Genomic DNA, 13,111 nt, shown 5'->3' with positions numbered 1-13,111 from the left:
GCCCAAGCACACGCCCAAGCACACGCCCAAGCACACGCCCAAGCACACGCCCAAGCACACGCCACCAGCGCGCTCGTCAGTGCGCGATGCCCAGGCGCGTTTTCGCCGCGTCGTATTCGCCCTTGAGCCGCTCGACCAGCTCCGCGACGCTCGGCACATCGCTCATCAGTCCGACGCCCTGGCCCGCGCCCCAGATGTCCTTCCACGCCTTCGCCTTGTCGCTGCCGAAGTTCATCTTGCTCTTGTCCGACTCGGGGAGCGCATCGGGGTCGAGCCCCGCGTTGACGATGCTCTCGCGGATGTAGTTGCCGTGCACGCCGGTGAACAGGTTCGTGTAGATGATGTCCGATGCCTGCGCATCGACGATCGCGTGCTTGTAGCTGTCGACCGCATGCGCTTCGCGCGTCGCGATGAAGCGTGTGCCCATGTAAGCGAGGTCGGCGCCCATCGCCTGCGCGGCGAGAATCGCGTCGCCGGTTGCGATCGCACCGGACAGCACGATCGGACCGTCGAAGATGCGGCGCACTTCGCCGACCAGCGCGAACGGCGAGATCGTGCCCGCATGGCCGCCGGCCCCGGCCGCGACGAGAATCAGCCCGTCGACGCCGGCTTCGAGCGCCTTTTGCGCATGGCGCAGGTTGATCACGTCGTGCAGCACGATGCCGCCGTAGCTGTGCACCGCATCGACGATTTCGCGTGCCGGCGCGCGCAGGCTCGTAATGAAGATCGGCACCTTGTGCTCGACGCACACGCGGATGTCGTGTTCGAGCCGCGCATTCGACTGATGAACGATCTGGTTGACGGCGATCGGCCCGATCACCGCATCCGGATGCGCGGCCCGGTGCTCCGCGAGCGACGCCTGAATCTGCGTGAGCCATGCGTCGAGCAGTTCCGCGGGGCGCGCGTTGAGCGCCGGGAACGAGCCGACGATGCCGGCCTTGCACTGCGCAAGCACGAGCTCGGGATAGCTGACGATGAACATCGGCGAGGCGACGACAGGCAGCGTAAGGCGCTGCAGGACGGCGGGCAATGCCATGGTGCGAGTCTCCTGAGGGCCGGCCGGTGCGCGGCGCACCTGGCCTGGCGGACATGGTTGACGTGGGCGGCGAATCCCAGTGTAGCCGGGGCATCGTGCGTACGGTGCGCAAGCGCGCGTCGTGGCTGCAATCCGCGCTGCCGCCGCCGGATAAGAACGATCGTTCGATTATAGGCGAAGCGCAGCCTCTTCGAGGCGGGAGCGCGGTTCGAAGGAGTGTTCAGGTTCTACCTTTACGTGGGCCTTCCCACCCCGCGTTGAAACATCGCCCCTCTACAATGGATTGACCGACAACGACAAGAGACACACCATGTCCTTCGAAGACTTCACACCGTTTCGGGTCGCCAGCGGCGACGTCGACATTTACGGAGTCAAGGGCGGAGCGGGGCCGCCATTGCTGCTGCTGCATGGGCATCCGCAGACGCACCTGATCTGGCATCGCTGCGCCGCGCAACTGGCGAAGCAGTTCACCGTCATCGCCACCGACCTGCGCGGCTACGGCGCATCGGCCAAGCCGCCCGGCGATCCCGCGCACGCCACCTATTCGAAGCGCGCAATGGCGGCCGATCAGATCGCGGTGATGCGGCACTTCGGCTTCGAGCGTTTTCTCGTCTGTGCGCACGATCGCGGCGCGCGTGTCGCGCACCGGATGGCGCTCGATCATCCGGATGCGATCGAGCGCCTGATGCTGCTCGACATCGCACCGACCCTCGCGATGTACGAAGCGACCGATCGCAGGTTCGCCACGCTGTATTTCCACTGGTTCTTCCTGATCCAGCCGGCGCCGTTGCCGGAGACGCTGATCGGTGCCAATCCCGACGTCTATGTCGAGCGCGTGATGGGCGGCCGTCACGCGGGGCTCGCGCCGTTCGCGCCCGAGGCGCTCGATGCGTATCGCGCCGCGTTGCGCCAGCCAGGCGCGGTGCACGCGATGTGCGAGGACTATCGCGCGTCCGCGAGCATCGATCTCGAACACGATCGCGCGGATATCGAGCGCGGTCACAAGATCGCGTGTCCGTTGCGCGTGCTGTGGGGCGAAAATGGCGTGATCGCGCAGTGTTTCGATGCGCTCGCGGAATGGCGTCATGTCGCGCGCGACGTGAGCGGCCGCGCGCTCGCGTGCGGGCACTACATTCCCGAAGAAGCGCCGGATGCGTTGCTCGACGAAATGCAGGCGTTCTTCGCGACGGTCGATCACTGAGCGCGGCATGAGGCGCGCGTAGGCTTGCGCGTACGGATACTGCGGCCGTCGCGCAGCCACAGGGAAATCACCGATGCGGCCGTCGCGCATGCAAAGGTATGATTTGAGTCGACGCTGATCACGTCAAACGAATTACGCCGCTCGCCAGTCATGGCGCGCGGCTTTCTTTTTGTCAGCCTCGCATGTCGAGGGGCCGCCTAGCGGCCCCGTGCGACGATGCGCTCGCCGTCCACCGCCAGCGGTCCATCCGCGCCCGACAGTCCCGTCATCAGTTCCCTCAGCAGCGCCGGCCAGGCGGTGCGCGGCGCGAGCATCGCGGCGGCCGCGCGCAGCGTCGGCGCGTTGTCGAGCAGCGCAAGCAGGGCGTCGAAGCGCAGCGCGCGGACTTCGAGCAGCTTGAACACGATCAGCACTTTCAGCGCGTTCTTCGCATTGCGCGCCGGATCCGCGCGCAACCATGCAAGGCGCGCGTAAGCGCGTTCGAGCGCGAGCGCGACGTTCGTGAACGGCGCACCGTGGCCCGGAATCACGACGCGCACATCGCGTGCCGCGATCGTGTCGAGCACCGCCTGCTGCTCCGCGAAGCCGCTTTCACCCGCGAGTTCCGGAAAGATCACGCCGAAGCCGTTCTCCCAGAGCGCATCCGCGCTGATCAGGATGCCCTCTTCGGCATGATGCAGAATCAGCGCGTGCGGGTCGTGGCCCGCTGCGCCGAGCACGTGCCAGTCGAGCGCGCCGAGTGTCAGTTGCATGCCCGGTGCGAGCGTGTCGTCGAACCGGAACCGCTCGCACGTCTGGGCGGTCGCGCGAAACGTGAGGCGCGTGTCGTCCCATGCGCGCACTGCCTGCGCGTCGGCCGCGGGAATCGCGGTGCGGCAGCGCGGCCAGTGCTGTTGCAGACGCGCGTTGCCGCCGCAGTGGTCCGAGTGCAGATGCGTGTTGACGATCAGATCGAGCGGCCGTTCGCCGAGCGCGTGCTGCACGAGCGCGAGCGTCTGCCCGGCATGCGTTGCGTAGCCGGTATCGACGAGTGCGCTGCGCGCGGCGTCGACGAGCAGCACGTTGTTCGACGACAGCCAGCCGCGCTCGAATACGCGGATCGATGCAGGCAGCGTTGTCATCGTGCGTCGGTCTTCGGCATCACGAGGAGGGTCGAGGTGCCGAGCATTGCCGTTTCGCCACGCTGGTTGAGCGCGCAGCCTTCGAGCTGCACGAGGTCGCCGCCGAGCGAGGCCTTCCAGTGCGCGGCGCAGACGCGCCACGTCATCGTCAGCGTGTCGTCGGCAAGCACCGCTTTCTTGAGCTTGATGTCGAATTCGAGGCCGAGCGGCTGTGCGTAGCGCGAAAAATGCGTCGCCAGCATTGCCATGAAATGCGCGGACGGTTGCGTGCCGGACGCAATCAATCCGCCGAAGCGGCTGCGCGCCGCGTAGGCCTCGTCGTGATGCAGCGGATTGAGGTCGTTCACCAGCGTCGCGAATGCCTTCACGGAAGCGGCGCTCAGCGCGAGCGTCGCGCCGAAGGTTTCGCCGACCGTGACGACGCGGGGCGGCGCGTTCATCGCGGCGGCGCGTGACGCGCGAGCCACTGCGCGTGCCGCGCATCGAGCGCTTCCCAGACCGCGCGCCTCGCCGCGTCGTCGTACTGCGGCCAGGCGCCGATCTCGTCGATCGTGCGCAGGCAGCCTTCGCACCAGCCCGTGACGTCGTCCATCCGGCACACGTTGATGCACGGCGAAGGCACCGGTGCGTCGGCCGGCCCGGCCGCGTCCGGATGCGTGCTCATGCGGGCTCGCGCAGCGCGACGTCGGCGGCCGGCGCGCCGGTCAGCGCGACCAGCTCCTGCGGCGACAGACTGAACACCGCATGCGGATGACCGGCGGCCGCCCACAGGCTGCCGAGCGCGAGCAGATCCTCGTCGATCAGCGTGACGGGCGGCGTCGCATGTCCGATCGGACAGACGCCGCCGATCGCGTAGCCGGTCTTCTCGCGCACGAACTTCGCGTCGGCGCGCGCAAGCTCGCCGACCTGCGCGGCGACCTTCTTTTCGTCGACGCGGTTCGCGCCGCTCGCGACGACGAGCACCGGCGCGTCGTCGTCGCGGCGGCGAAACAGGATCGACTTCGCAATCTGCGCGATCTCGCAGCCGAGGCCGGCGGCGGCTTCCGCCGAGGTCTTGCCGGTCGCCGGCAGCATCACGATCCGGCCGGCATGGCCGCGTTCGCGCAGCAGCAACGCGACGCGCCGGGCCGAGTCCGGCAGCACGTCGAGATCGTCGGTGGGGGAGAGGAGAGGGTCCGTCATCGGGGAGGTTCCAGTCGCGGATTGATCAGACGCACGTGCCTTGCTCGCTGCGCGCTTTCGCGAGCAGCGCCTTGCCCGCGCGCGATACGTTCGGTTTGCCGATCGCGCCGGAGATGAAGTCGCCGATGGCGACCAGCTGCGCGAGATCGATGCCGGTCTCGATGCCGAGACCGTTCATCAGGTACAGCACGTCTTCGCTGGCGACGTTGCCGGTTGCGCCTTTCGCGTACGGGCAGCCGCCGAGCCCCGCGACCGACGCGTGAAAGATCGCGATGCCTTCGAGCAGCGACGCATAGATGTTCGCCAGCGCCTGGCCGTAGGTGTCGTGAAAGTGGCCCGACAGGCGCTCGCGCGGGAAGACCCGCGTCACGGCGTCGAACACCGCGCGGGTACGCTGCGCGGTGCCGACGCCGATCGTATCGGCGATATCGATCTCGTCGCAGCCGAGCGCGGCGAAGCGTTCGACGACATCGACCACCGACGCGACCGGCACCTCGCCCTGATACGGGCAGCCGAGCGCGCACGACACGCTGCCGCGCACGCGCAGTCCGTGCTCCTTCGCGGCGCGCGCCACGGGTTCGAAGCGCGCGATGCTTTCGGCGATGCTGCAGTTGATGTTGCGCTGGGAAAAGGCCTCGCTCGCGGCGCCGAAGATCACGATCTCGTCGGCGCGCGCCGCAAGCGCCGCTTCGAAGCCGCGCAGGTTCGGCGTGAGCACCGAATAGACCGTGCCGGGGCGGCGCGCGATGCCGGCCATCACGTCGGCGCCGTCCGCCATCTGCGGCACCCATTTCGGCGACACGAACGACGCCGCCTCGACGTTGCGAAAGCCCGCCGCCGAGAGCCGGTCGATCAGCTCGACCTTGACCTCGGTCGGCACGAAGGTCTTTTCGTTCTGCAGTCCGTCGCGCGGGCCCACTTCGACGATCTTGACGGTTTGCGGGATGGTCATGATGAGTCTCCTGCCGCATCGGGCGGCTCAATGGGGGCGTCGTGACGTCAGTATCCGCGTTCGAGGTTCACCACGCCAGTAATCGGCTCGCCGCGCGCGAGCGCGCCGATCTTCTGCGCGACCTGCACGACGCTTTCCTCACGCAGCGTTTGCGCGGAACTGTGCGGCGTGATCGTGATGCGCGGCTCGCGCCAGAACGGATGATCGTCCGCGAGCGGCTCTTCGCGGAATACGTCGAGCGTTGCCGCGGCAAGCTGCCCGTCGGCGAGCGCGTCGAGCAGGTCCTGCTCGACGAGATGCGCGCCGCGCGCCACGTTGACCAGATACGCGCCGCGCGCGAGCCGCGCGAACGTGTTGCGGTTCAGCACGTCGTGCGTGTCCGGCGTGTGCGGCAACAGGTTCACGAGCACCTTCACGCCGCGGAGGAACGCGTCGAATTGCGCGTCGCCCGCGAAGGTGTCGACGCCTTCGATATGCCGCGCGCCGCGGCTGTAGCCGCGCACCGGCACGCCAAGCGGCACGAGCGCGCGCGCCACATGCGCGCCGAGCACGCCCAGACCGAGCACGCCGACGGTGAACGTGCCGCGCGGGTGCGCATCGAGCACCTGCCAGCGGCGCTGCGCCTGCAGTGCCGCGTATTCGTCGAAGCGGCGCAGATAACGCAGCACCGCGTGCGTGACGTATTCGGCCATTTGCGCGGCCATCCCGCTGTCTTCGAGGCGCACCAGTTGCGCGCCGCGCGGCAGCGTGCCGGGATGGGCGCGTTCGAGCGCGAGGATCGCATCGACACCCGCGCCGAGGTTGAAGACCGCCTTCAGGTCCGTGCGGCCCGCGAGCATGTCGCGCGGCGGCCGCCAGACGATCGCGTAATCGGCGGGGGCGTCGTCGCCCGGCTGCCATGTCCGCAGCGCGGCGTCGGGCAACCGGCGCGCGAAGTCGTCGAGCCAGGCCGGTGCGTCGTCGAACGGCGTGTACAGGATGATCTGCGGGCGCGGACCGGTCGTCGCGCGCGTCATGGGGCGAACCGCTGGCCGAGGTTGCCGGAGCCCCTGAATTCAGGGCGCGTCGGCGCAACGGCAACGTGAAGCGGCGCTAGCACACGGCACGGGGCGGGCGGGGCGAGCGGCATGGCGTCTCCTCCATGGTGAGGGTGAGCGCCTATTTTACTTTCCCTGTGCGGCGTCCGCCCGGGGCAGGGCGCGCATCCGCGATACGCCCCGCCGCCGGCGCGCTCAGTTCGCGGCGGCGTGCCCGTCGCAGCCGTGCGCGCAGCCGCTCGCGTCGCGCGGCAACTGCTGCGCGTGCTCCGCGCGCATGCCGAGGCGTTCGAGCAGCGTGCGGTCCGCTTCGGCCTGCGGATTGCCGGTCGTCAGCAACTGGTCGCCGTAGAAGATCGAATTCGCGCCCGCGAAAAAGCACATCGCCTGCAGCGCTTCGTCCATCTGCTCGCGGCCGGCCGACAGTCGCACCATGGCGCGCGGCATCGTGATGCGCGCGATTGCGATCGTGCGCACGAACTCGAACGGATCGATCGCATCCGTGCCGGTCAGCGGCGTGCCCTTGACCTGCACGAGGTTGTTGATCGGCACCGATTCCGGATAGGGGTCCATGTTCGCCAGCTGCGCAATCAGGCCGGCGCGCTCGCGGCGCGATTCGCCGAGCCCGACGATGCCGCCGCAGCAGACGTTGATGCCCGCGTCGCGCACGCGTTCGAGCGTGTCGAGCCGGTCCTGGTAGGTGCGCGTCGAGATGATCTGGCCGTAGAACTCCGGCGACGTGTCGAGGTTGTGGTTGTAGTAGTCGAGACCGGCGTCGGCGAGGCCTTTGGCCTGATGCGGTTCGAGCATCCCGAGCGTCACGCAGGTTTCGAGGCCCATCGCCTTCACGCCGCGGATCATGTCCTTGATCGGTTCGAGATGGCGGTCCTTCGGATTGCGCCACGCCGCGCCCATGCAGAAGCGCGTGGCGCCGTTCTCCTTCGCGACGCGCGCGGCGGCGAGCACGTCGTCGACGGCCATCAGCTTGTCGGCTTGCAGCCCGGTGTCGTGATGCACCGATTGCGGACAGTACGCGCAGTCTTCCTCGCAGCCGCCGGTCTTGATCGACAGCAGCGTCGACAGTTGCACGGTGTTCGGATCGAAGTGCTCGCGATGGACCTGCTGCGCGCGAAACAGCAGGTCGTTGAGCGGCAGTTCGTACAGCGCGACGACGTCCGCGACGCGCCAGCGCGCGGCGGACACGTCGGATGCGGGCGCGGGCGCGTCGGCAGCCTGCGGTCGGTCGAGGTGAAGCTGGGTCATGGAATCGCTCCTCTGGAATAGCGTGGGAATCGTTCAGCGCCGCGCGGCTTGCAGCGTCTGCAAGAGCGCGGCCGTGTCGAGGCAGTCCGCTGCCGCGGCGGGCGAGGCGGGCTGCAGATGCGGGATGCGGCCGATGAGCGGCGCGCCGTACTGCTGCGCGAGCCGCGTGCGGATCGCGTCGATGTTTTCGTCGGCGAAGTGCATCGCCGGATCGATGCGGTTGGCCACCCATCCGGCGAGCGGCAGGCCGCGCGCGGCGATCGCTTCCGCGGTGAGCAGCGCATGGCTGATGCAGCCGAGACGCATGCCGACCACGAGCACGACCGGCAGATTCAGCGCGACCGCGAGATCGGCCGTGTCGTGCGTGTCGGTCAGCGGCACGCGAAAGCCGCCCACCCCTTCGACGACGACGACCTGCGCCTGCTGCGCCGCCTGCGCATGGCAGGCGACGATGCGGCCGATATCGAGCACCACATGCTCGTGCGCAGCGACGATATGCGGCGCGGCCGGCGCCTTCAGCAGATACGGGGTGCGGATGTCGGGCGGCAAGGGCACATTGGCGGCGGCGTCGAGCTGATCGGCGTCCTCGTTGTGCCAGACCCCATCCACCTCGAATGCGCCCGCGGCAACCGGCTTCATCGCGGCCGCGCGCAGACCGGCGCGCGCGAAGCCGTGCAGCAGCGCCGCGGACACGAAGGTCTTGCCGATCTCGGTGTCGGTGCCGGTGACGAACAGCGAAAGCGCGGCGCTCATTGCACGCCCTCCGTGGCGAGCGCATGCAGCGCGGCTTCGAGACGGTCGAGATCCGCGTGCGAGTGCGCGGCCGACAGCGAGATGCGCAGCCGGGACGTGCCGGCCGGTACGGTCGGCGGGCGGATCGCCGGCACCCACAGGCCGGCTTCGTCGAGCCGCGCGGCGAGCGCGAGTGCCGCGTCGTTCGCGCCGATCACGAGCGGCTGCACCGCGGTGTGCGAATCGACCGGCAGCCATGGGGTCGCCTTCAGCATCGTGCGCGTGCGGGCAATCAGCTGCTGCAGATGTGCGCGCCGCGCGTCCCCTTCCGCGCCGCCGATGATGCGCAGGCTCGCGGACACCGCATGCGCGGCGGCCGGCACCGACGCGGTCGTGAAGATGTACGGCCGGGCGCGCTGGATCAGCCACTCGATCACCGTCGCGTGCGCGACGACGAACGCACCCGATACGCCGGCCGCCTTGCCGAGCGTGCCGATCGATACCAGATGCGGCGAGCGCAGCGCGGCCCCGGCGATCGCGCCACGCCCGTGCGGGCCGAGCACGCCGAAGCCGTGCGCGTCGTCGGTGACGAGCCACGCACCGTGCCGCTCCGCGAGCGCGAGCAGCCGCGCAAGCGGCGCGACGTCGCCGTCCATGCTGAAGACCGTATCGGTGACGATCAGCTTCGTTTCGGCATCCGAAGCATCGAGCATCGCGCTCAATGCGTCGGTATCGGCGTGCGGATAGATCTGGATATCGGCGCGCGACAGACGCGCACCGTCGATTAGCGACGCATGATTTAGCGCGTCGGAAAAAAGCACCGCGCCGCGTCCCGCGAGCGCGGTCAGCGTTGCGAGATTCGCCATGTAGCCGGTGCTGAAGTACAGCGCGCGCGGCGCATCCACGAAGCCGCCGGCGAATTCGGCGAGTTCGTCTTCGAGCTGGTGATGCGCGCGCGAATGCCCGCCGAGCAGATGCGAGCCGCCGCTGCCGGCGCCATAGCGCCGCGCGCCTTCGGCGAGCGCGGCAACCAGCAGCGGATGCGCGGCGAGGCCGAGATAGTCGTTGCTGGCGAACCCTGTCAGCGCGCGTCCGTCGACGGTCATCTGCGCCGCGCACGGCGTATCCGCGATGCGGCGGCGACGCCGCAGCTGCTGCGCGTCGAGCTCGCGCAGCGCCTGTTCGAGGCGATCGAGCGGCGGCATCATCGTGCGGCCTCCGCGAGCGTTGCGTCGAAGGTTTCGCGCGTCCGCGCGGCGAGCAGATGCAGTTCGTCGTCGCTCAGGATGTACGGCGGCATCAGATAGACGGACGTGCCGATCGGGCGCAGCAGCAGTTCGCGCTGCAGCGCGTTCTCGAAGAAGCGGCGCGAGAAGGCGGCGGCTTGCGCGGCGTCGTCGAGCGCGGCGTCGAACGCGAAGATCGTCCCGCACTGCCGGAAGCTGCGCACGCGCGGATGCGCGGCGAGCGGCGCGAGCGCGGCGCGCAGCGTCCGCGATTTGCGTGCGTTGACGGCGAGCACGTCGTCGCTCGCGAACAGGTCCAGCGTCGCGAGCGCGGCGCGGCACGCGAGCGGATTGCCGGTGTACGAATGCGAGTGGAGAAAGCCGCGCGTCGTGTCGTCGTCGTAGAACGCCGCATAGATCGCGTCGCGCGACAGCACGATCGACAGCGGCAGATAGCCGCCGCTGATGCCTTTCGACAGGCACAGGAAGTCCGGCCACACGCCGGCCTGCTCGGACGCGAAGAACGTGCCGGTGCGGCCGCAACCCACCGCGATTTCGTCCGCGATCAGGTGCACGTCGTACTGGTCGCATAGCGCGCGCAGTCCTGCCAGGTACGACGGATCGTGCATCGCCATGCCGGTTGCGCACTGCACGAGCGGCTCGACGATCAGCGCCGCGATCCGCGCGCCGCGCGCCGCGAGCAGGGTGCGCACGCTGTCGAGCGCGCGCTGCGCGACGTCGGCGGCGGTTTCGCCGGGCGCGGCGAGCCGCGCGTCCGGCGACGCCACGACATGCGCGCGGCGCGTCAGCGGCGCGTAGGCCTCCTTGAACAGCGCGACGTCGGTCACGCCGAGCGCGCCGATTGTCTCGCCGTGATAGCCGTTGGCCACGCAGATGAATTCGGTCTTGTCCGCGCGGCCCAGGTTGCGCCACGCGTGAAAGCTCATCTTCAATGCGATCTCGACCGCCGACGCGCCGTCCGACGCGAAGAACGCGTGGCCGAGCGTATGCTGCGTCAGCGCGCCGAGGCGTTCCGCGAGTTCGACCGCCGGCTCGTGCGTGCAGCCGGCCAGCATCGCGTGCTCCAGCGTGTCGAGTTGCGCTTTCAGCGCGTCGTTGATGCGCGGATTCGCGTGACCGAACAGGTTCACCCACCACGAACTGATCGCGTCGAGGTAGCGGCGGCCCGCGCGGTCGTACAGCCAGGCGCCGGCGCCGCGCGAGACGGGAACGAGCGGCAGGCGCTCATGGTGTTTCATCTGCGTGCACGGATGCCAGACGGCGCGCAGGCTGCGGGCGACCCAGTCTTGCGGGGCGTCCTGGGGTGCAAGAGGACGAGCGAATGTGTTCAAGACAACTCCGGTACGGGGCATCGCGGCAGCGACGCGGCGTGCCTGATTTCGTGCGGGTGCAGCGGTTGGGCGAGGCGGCGCGCCGGGGTGCGTCGATTCCCGAGGGCGTGGATGGAGGCAGCGAAGCTGCGGCGGATGTGAGATTAGCGCGTTCTCCGCTCCATTGCACGCCCTCGCGCGTGCGGCTTTTTCCTGTCGAATCAGGGGTTTGGCGCAGTTCGGCGCAGCTCGGAACGGTTCGCGCCAGAACGGCAGAATTGCGCGCAGATGACGACGGCAAAGTCATAGGGGCTTGCGCAAAAAAATCAGGCCGAGGTCATCGGGCGCGGCGACGCGATCCAGCGATGCAGCCGGTTACATATGAGGAAAAACGGAGGGGATGGGGTGCGGTCAGGCGCGGGATGCGCGCCTCGCGCACTGCCCGGTCAAGCGCTCCGCAACCGGGGTCTAGCGGCTCGCCAGCGCGTTGGGGACGGCTTGCGGCGCGTTGTTGGCGGCAGGCCCGGTGCTCGCGGTCTGCGAGCTGCCGTCGGTCCAGACGACCGAATCGTTGACCGCATACAGCCGGCACGGGTCCGCACTTTCCTTCTGGCAGTTCGCGATCGCGACTTTCATCGGATCGTCGCCGCCCTCGGCCCATGACCAGGCGCCGGTGTCGGAGACCGCAAACGCGCGGCTCGGGTACTGATGCAGGAAGTTGCGGTAGCCGGCGCGGCCGGATGCATCGACGTACGGCACCGAGCGGACCGCATCCAGCGCCGCGAAATCGCTCGGCTTCGGCGGCACCGGCACGGCGACGCGGTACTGCACCGCGGTCGGCATGCCGACGCGCGCAAGGAATGCCTCGACGGCCGGCCACCAGATGCGCACGCCGTCGCGATCGCCGACCAGCCGGTGCGCGTCGTTCTTGTAGGTGCCGAAGTCCACCATCTTCGCGCGGGCGCCGTGCGCCAGATAGGCGCTGAACATGTCGGCGACGAGCGGGCGCGACCAGATGGAGTCGTTATCGCCGTACAGCCACAGCGACGGCACCCGGACGTGCTCGCCGTAGGTGCCGAATGCGTGGATCAGATTGCCTTGCCAGTCCGTGCACGCGTCCTGGCGCAGTCCGCCGGAGAAGTTGATCAGTGCGCGCACCCCCGGTGCGGCGTCGACGCCGTAAGCGATCGTCGTCAGTCCGCCATGCGACGTGCCGGCTACGACGATATGCTGCGCGTCCACATAGGGCTGCTTCACCATGTACGCGATCGTGGCGGCGACGTCGGCGGCCTGGCCGAGACCGTTGCGTTCGACGTCGCAGCCGTCCTGCTGGTAGGTGCCGCCCGACTGCGCGAAGCCTTCGCGGTTCGGCGCGACCACCACGTAGCCGCGGCGCACGAACTCGCGGGCGAACGGCAGCGGATCGCTGCGCGCCTGCAGGCGCGGATCGCCCGGCATCTTGCCGTGATTGAAGACGACCATCGGGAACGGGCCCGGACCGTCGGGCTTGTAGACCGTGGTTTCGAGCGTGATCTTGCCGGTCGGGTCGACCGGGATCCGGATGATCTGCTCTTTCAGGCTGGCAGGCGGCAGATAGGCGTCGTCGTCGAGCGACAGCGGCCGCACGGCGGCCTGCGCGAGCGGCCCGCCCTGCGGGACGGCGAGCGGATCGGCGTGCGCGAGCGTGGCAGCGCAGGCGAGCGACGCCCCGAGCCACAACACCGCAGTCAAAAACTTTCCGCAACCCATTCGCCACACCTGCGTTGAAGTACGTCCTTAAAACTTCGGTCACCCGTGCATCGCCGTGGCCGGTTGACGATTGGCTTGCAATCGACGCGACAACACAGCACATGCCTGCGTTGCGCGCGTGGCGCATGCAGGCGGATCGGGAATGCACGGGATGACCGGACAACCTGGCCGACGCGACCCCACGCGCCGATGACGAACAACACAAGGCCGCATCCTGTGCGGCGACTGGCCGGCCCGTCTGCCGACGGGGTGCACAGGTGAGGGCCGATTCGCTTGCGGCC

The 13,111-nt window shown here is 69.0% G+C and carries 13 protein-coding genes; 1 reads left to right on the top strand and 12 read right to left on the bottom strand.

Annotation, left to right across the window (positions count from 1 at the left end; genetic code table 11):
• Positions 1-76 precede the first annotated feature (76 nt).
• The gene (locus AC3AP7_RS15110) at positions 77-1,036 is read right to left on the bottom strand and encodes an NAD(P)H-dependent flavin oxidoreductase (RefSeq protein ID WP_475761564.1); all 960 of its coding nucleotides are present in this window, start codon (positions 1,034-1,036) and stop codon (positions 77-79) included.
• Between the two features lie 310 nt (positions 1,037-1,346).
• On the opposite strand from AC3AP7_RS15110, the gene AC3AP7_RS15105 reads away from it, so the two are divergent.
• On the top strand, positions 1,347-2,237 hold the full coding sequence (locus tag AC3AP7_RS15105) for an alpha/beta fold hydrolase (RefSeq protein WP_475761566.1): 891 nt from the start codon (positions 1,347-1,349) through the stop codon (positions 2,235-2,237).
• A 197-nt stretch (positions 2,238-2,434) separates the two neighbouring features.
• On the opposite strand, the gene AC3AP7_RS15100 is transcribed toward AC3AP7_RS15105, so the two are convergent.
• From AC3AP7_RS15100 to AC3AP7_RS15050, 11 genes are all read right to left on the bottom strand, one after another.
• Positions 2,435-3,358: an MBL fold metallo-hydrolase gene (locus AC3AP7_RS15100; protein ID WP_475761568.1), complete on the bottom strand. Its 924-nt coding sequence runs from the start codon at positions 3,356-3,358 to the stop codon at positions 2,435-2,437.
• Positions 3,355-3,798, bottom strand: coding sequence for a MaoC family dehydratase (locus tag AC3AP7_RS15095; RefSeq protein ID WP_475761570.1), 444 nt, complete (start codon positions 3,796-3,798; stop codon positions 3,355-3,357). Before AC3AP7_RS15095 ends, AC3AP7_RS15100 begins: the two co-directional genes overlap by 4 nt.
• A complete protein-coding gene (locus tag AC3AP7_RS15090; RefSeq protein WP_475761571.1) occupies positions 3,795-4,022 on the bottom strand; it encodes a DUF1289 domain-containing protein in 228 nt (75 codons plus the stop codon). Before AC3AP7_RS15090 ends, AC3AP7_RS15095 begins: the two co-directional genes overlap by 4 nt.
• A complete protein-coding gene (locus AC3AP7_RS15085; RefSeq protein WP_475761573.1) occupies positions 4,019-4,540 on the bottom strand; it encodes a YbaK/EbsC family protein in 522 nt (173 codons plus the stop codon). Before AC3AP7_RS15085 ends, AC3AP7_RS15090 begins: the two co-directional genes overlap by 4 nt.
• 25 nt (positions 4,541-4,565) lie before the next feature.
• Positions 4,566-5,492 carry a hydroxymethylglutaryl-CoA lyase gene (locus AC3AP7_RS15080; RefSeq protein WP_475761575.1) on the bottom strand — a complete coding sequence of 309 codons (927 nt, stop codon included), beginning with the start codon at positions 5,490-5,492 and terminating at the stop codon, positions 4,566-4,568.
• Between the two features lie 47 nt (positions 5,493-5,539).
• Positions 5,540-6,508 carry a 2-hydroxyacid dehydrogenase gene (locus AC3AP7_RS15075; protein ID WP_475761578.1) on the bottom strand — a complete coding sequence of 323 codons (969 nt, stop codon included), beginning with the start codon at positions 6,506-6,508 and terminating at the stop codon, positions 5,540-5,542.
• Positions 6,509-6,724: 216 nt separating this feature from the next.
• On the bottom strand, positions 6,725-7,792 hold the full coding sequence (gene bioB / locus AC3AP7_RS15070) for a biotin synthase BioB (RefSeq protein WP_475761580.1): 1,068 nt from the start codon (positions 7,790-7,792) through the stop codon (positions 6,725-6,727).
• A gap of 33 nt (positions 7,793-7,825) precedes the next feature.
• Positions 7,826-8,545 (bottom strand): dethiobiotin synthase, encoded by a 720-nt coding sequence (gene bioD / locus AC3AP7_RS15065; protein ID WP_475761582.1) that lies wholly within the window; start codon positions 8,543-8,545, stop codon positions 7,826-7,828.
• Positions 8,542-9,729: an 8-amino-7-oxononanoate synthase gene (gene bioF / locus AC3AP7_RS15060; RefSeq protein WP_475767904.1), complete on the bottom strand. Its 1,188-nt coding sequence runs from the start codon at positions 9,727-9,729 to the stop codon at positions 8,542-8,544. The genes bioD and bioF overlap by 4 nt, the downstream gene beginning before the upstream one ends.
• A complete protein-coding gene (gene bioA, locus AC3AP7_RS15055; RefSeq protein ID WP_475761584.1) occupies positions 9,729-11,102 on the bottom strand; it encodes an adenosylmethionine--8-amino-7-oxononanoate transaminase in 1,374 nt (457 codons plus the stop codon). The genes bioF and bioA overlap by 1 nt, the downstream gene beginning before the upstream one ends.
• Positions 11,103-11,549: 447 nt before the next feature.
• Complete coding sequence (locus tag AC3AP7_RS15050; protein ID WP_475761586.1) at positions 11,550-12,830, bottom strand: dienelactone hydrolase family protein; 1,281 nt, start codon at positions 12,828-12,830, stop codon at positions 11,550-11,552.
• Positions 12,831-13,111 lie beyond the last annotated feature (281 nt).

It is taken from the genome of Paraburkholderia sp. PAMB 6770, assembly GCF_057748135.1.
Note: the sequence above shows the minus strand (reverse complement) of the source record. Positions and strands in the feature narration are given on the sequence as shown.

What these genes read in the sequence shown, in the direction of transcription:
- AC3AP7_RS15110 (WP_475761564.1), bottom strand. Translation starts at nt 1,036, where the DNA reads ATGGCATTGCCCGCCGTCCTGCAGCGCCTTACGCTGCCTGTCGTCGCC.
- AC3AP7_RS15105 (WP_475761566.1), top strand. Translation starts at nt 1,347, where the DNA reads ATGTCCTTCGAAGACTTCACACCGTTTCGGGTCGCCAGCGGCGACGTC.
- AC3AP7_RS15100 (WP_475761568.1), bottom strand. Translation starts at nt 3,358, where the DNA reads ATGACAACGCTGCCTGCATCGATCCGCGTATTCGAGCGCGGCTGGCTG.
- AC3AP7_RS15095 (WP_475761570.1), bottom strand. Translation starts at nt 3,798, where the DNA reads ATGAACGCGCCGCCCCGCGTCGTCACGGTCGGCGAAACCTTCGGCGCG.
- AC3AP7_RS15090 (WP_475761571.1), bottom strand. Translation starts at nt 4,022, where the DNA reads ATGAGCACGCATCCGGACGCGGCCGGGCCGGCCGACGCACCGGTGCCT.
- AC3AP7_RS15085 (WP_475761573.1), bottom strand. Translation starts at nt 4,540, where the DNA reads ATGACGGACCCTCTCCTCTCCCCCACCGACGATCTCGACGTGCTGCCG.
- AC3AP7_RS15080 (WP_475761575.1), bottom strand. Translation starts at nt 5,492, where the DNA reads ATGACCATCCCGCAAACCGTCAAGATCGTCGAAGTGGGCCCGCGCGAC.
- AC3AP7_RS15075 (WP_475761578.1), bottom strand. Translation starts at nt 6,508, where the DNA reads ATGACGCGCGCGACGACCGGTCCGCGCCCGCAGATCATCCTGTACACG.
- bioB (WP_475761580.1), bottom strand. Translation starts at nt 7,792, where the DNA reads ATGACCCAGCTTCACCTCGACCGACCGCAGGCTGCCGACGCGCCCGCG.
- bioD (WP_475761582.1), bottom strand. Translation starts at nt 8,545, where the DNA reads ATGAGCGCCGCGCTTTCGCTGTTCGTCACCGGCACCGACACCGAGATC.
- bioF (WP_475767904.1), bottom strand. Translation starts at nt 9,729, where the DNA reads ATGCCGCCGCTCGATCGCCTCGAACAGGCGCTGCGCGAGCTCGACGCG.
- AC3AP7_RS15050 (WP_475761586.1), bottom strand. Translation starts at nt 12,830, where the DNA reads ATGGGTTGCGGAAAGTTTTTGACTGCGGTGTTGTGGCTCGGGGCGTCG.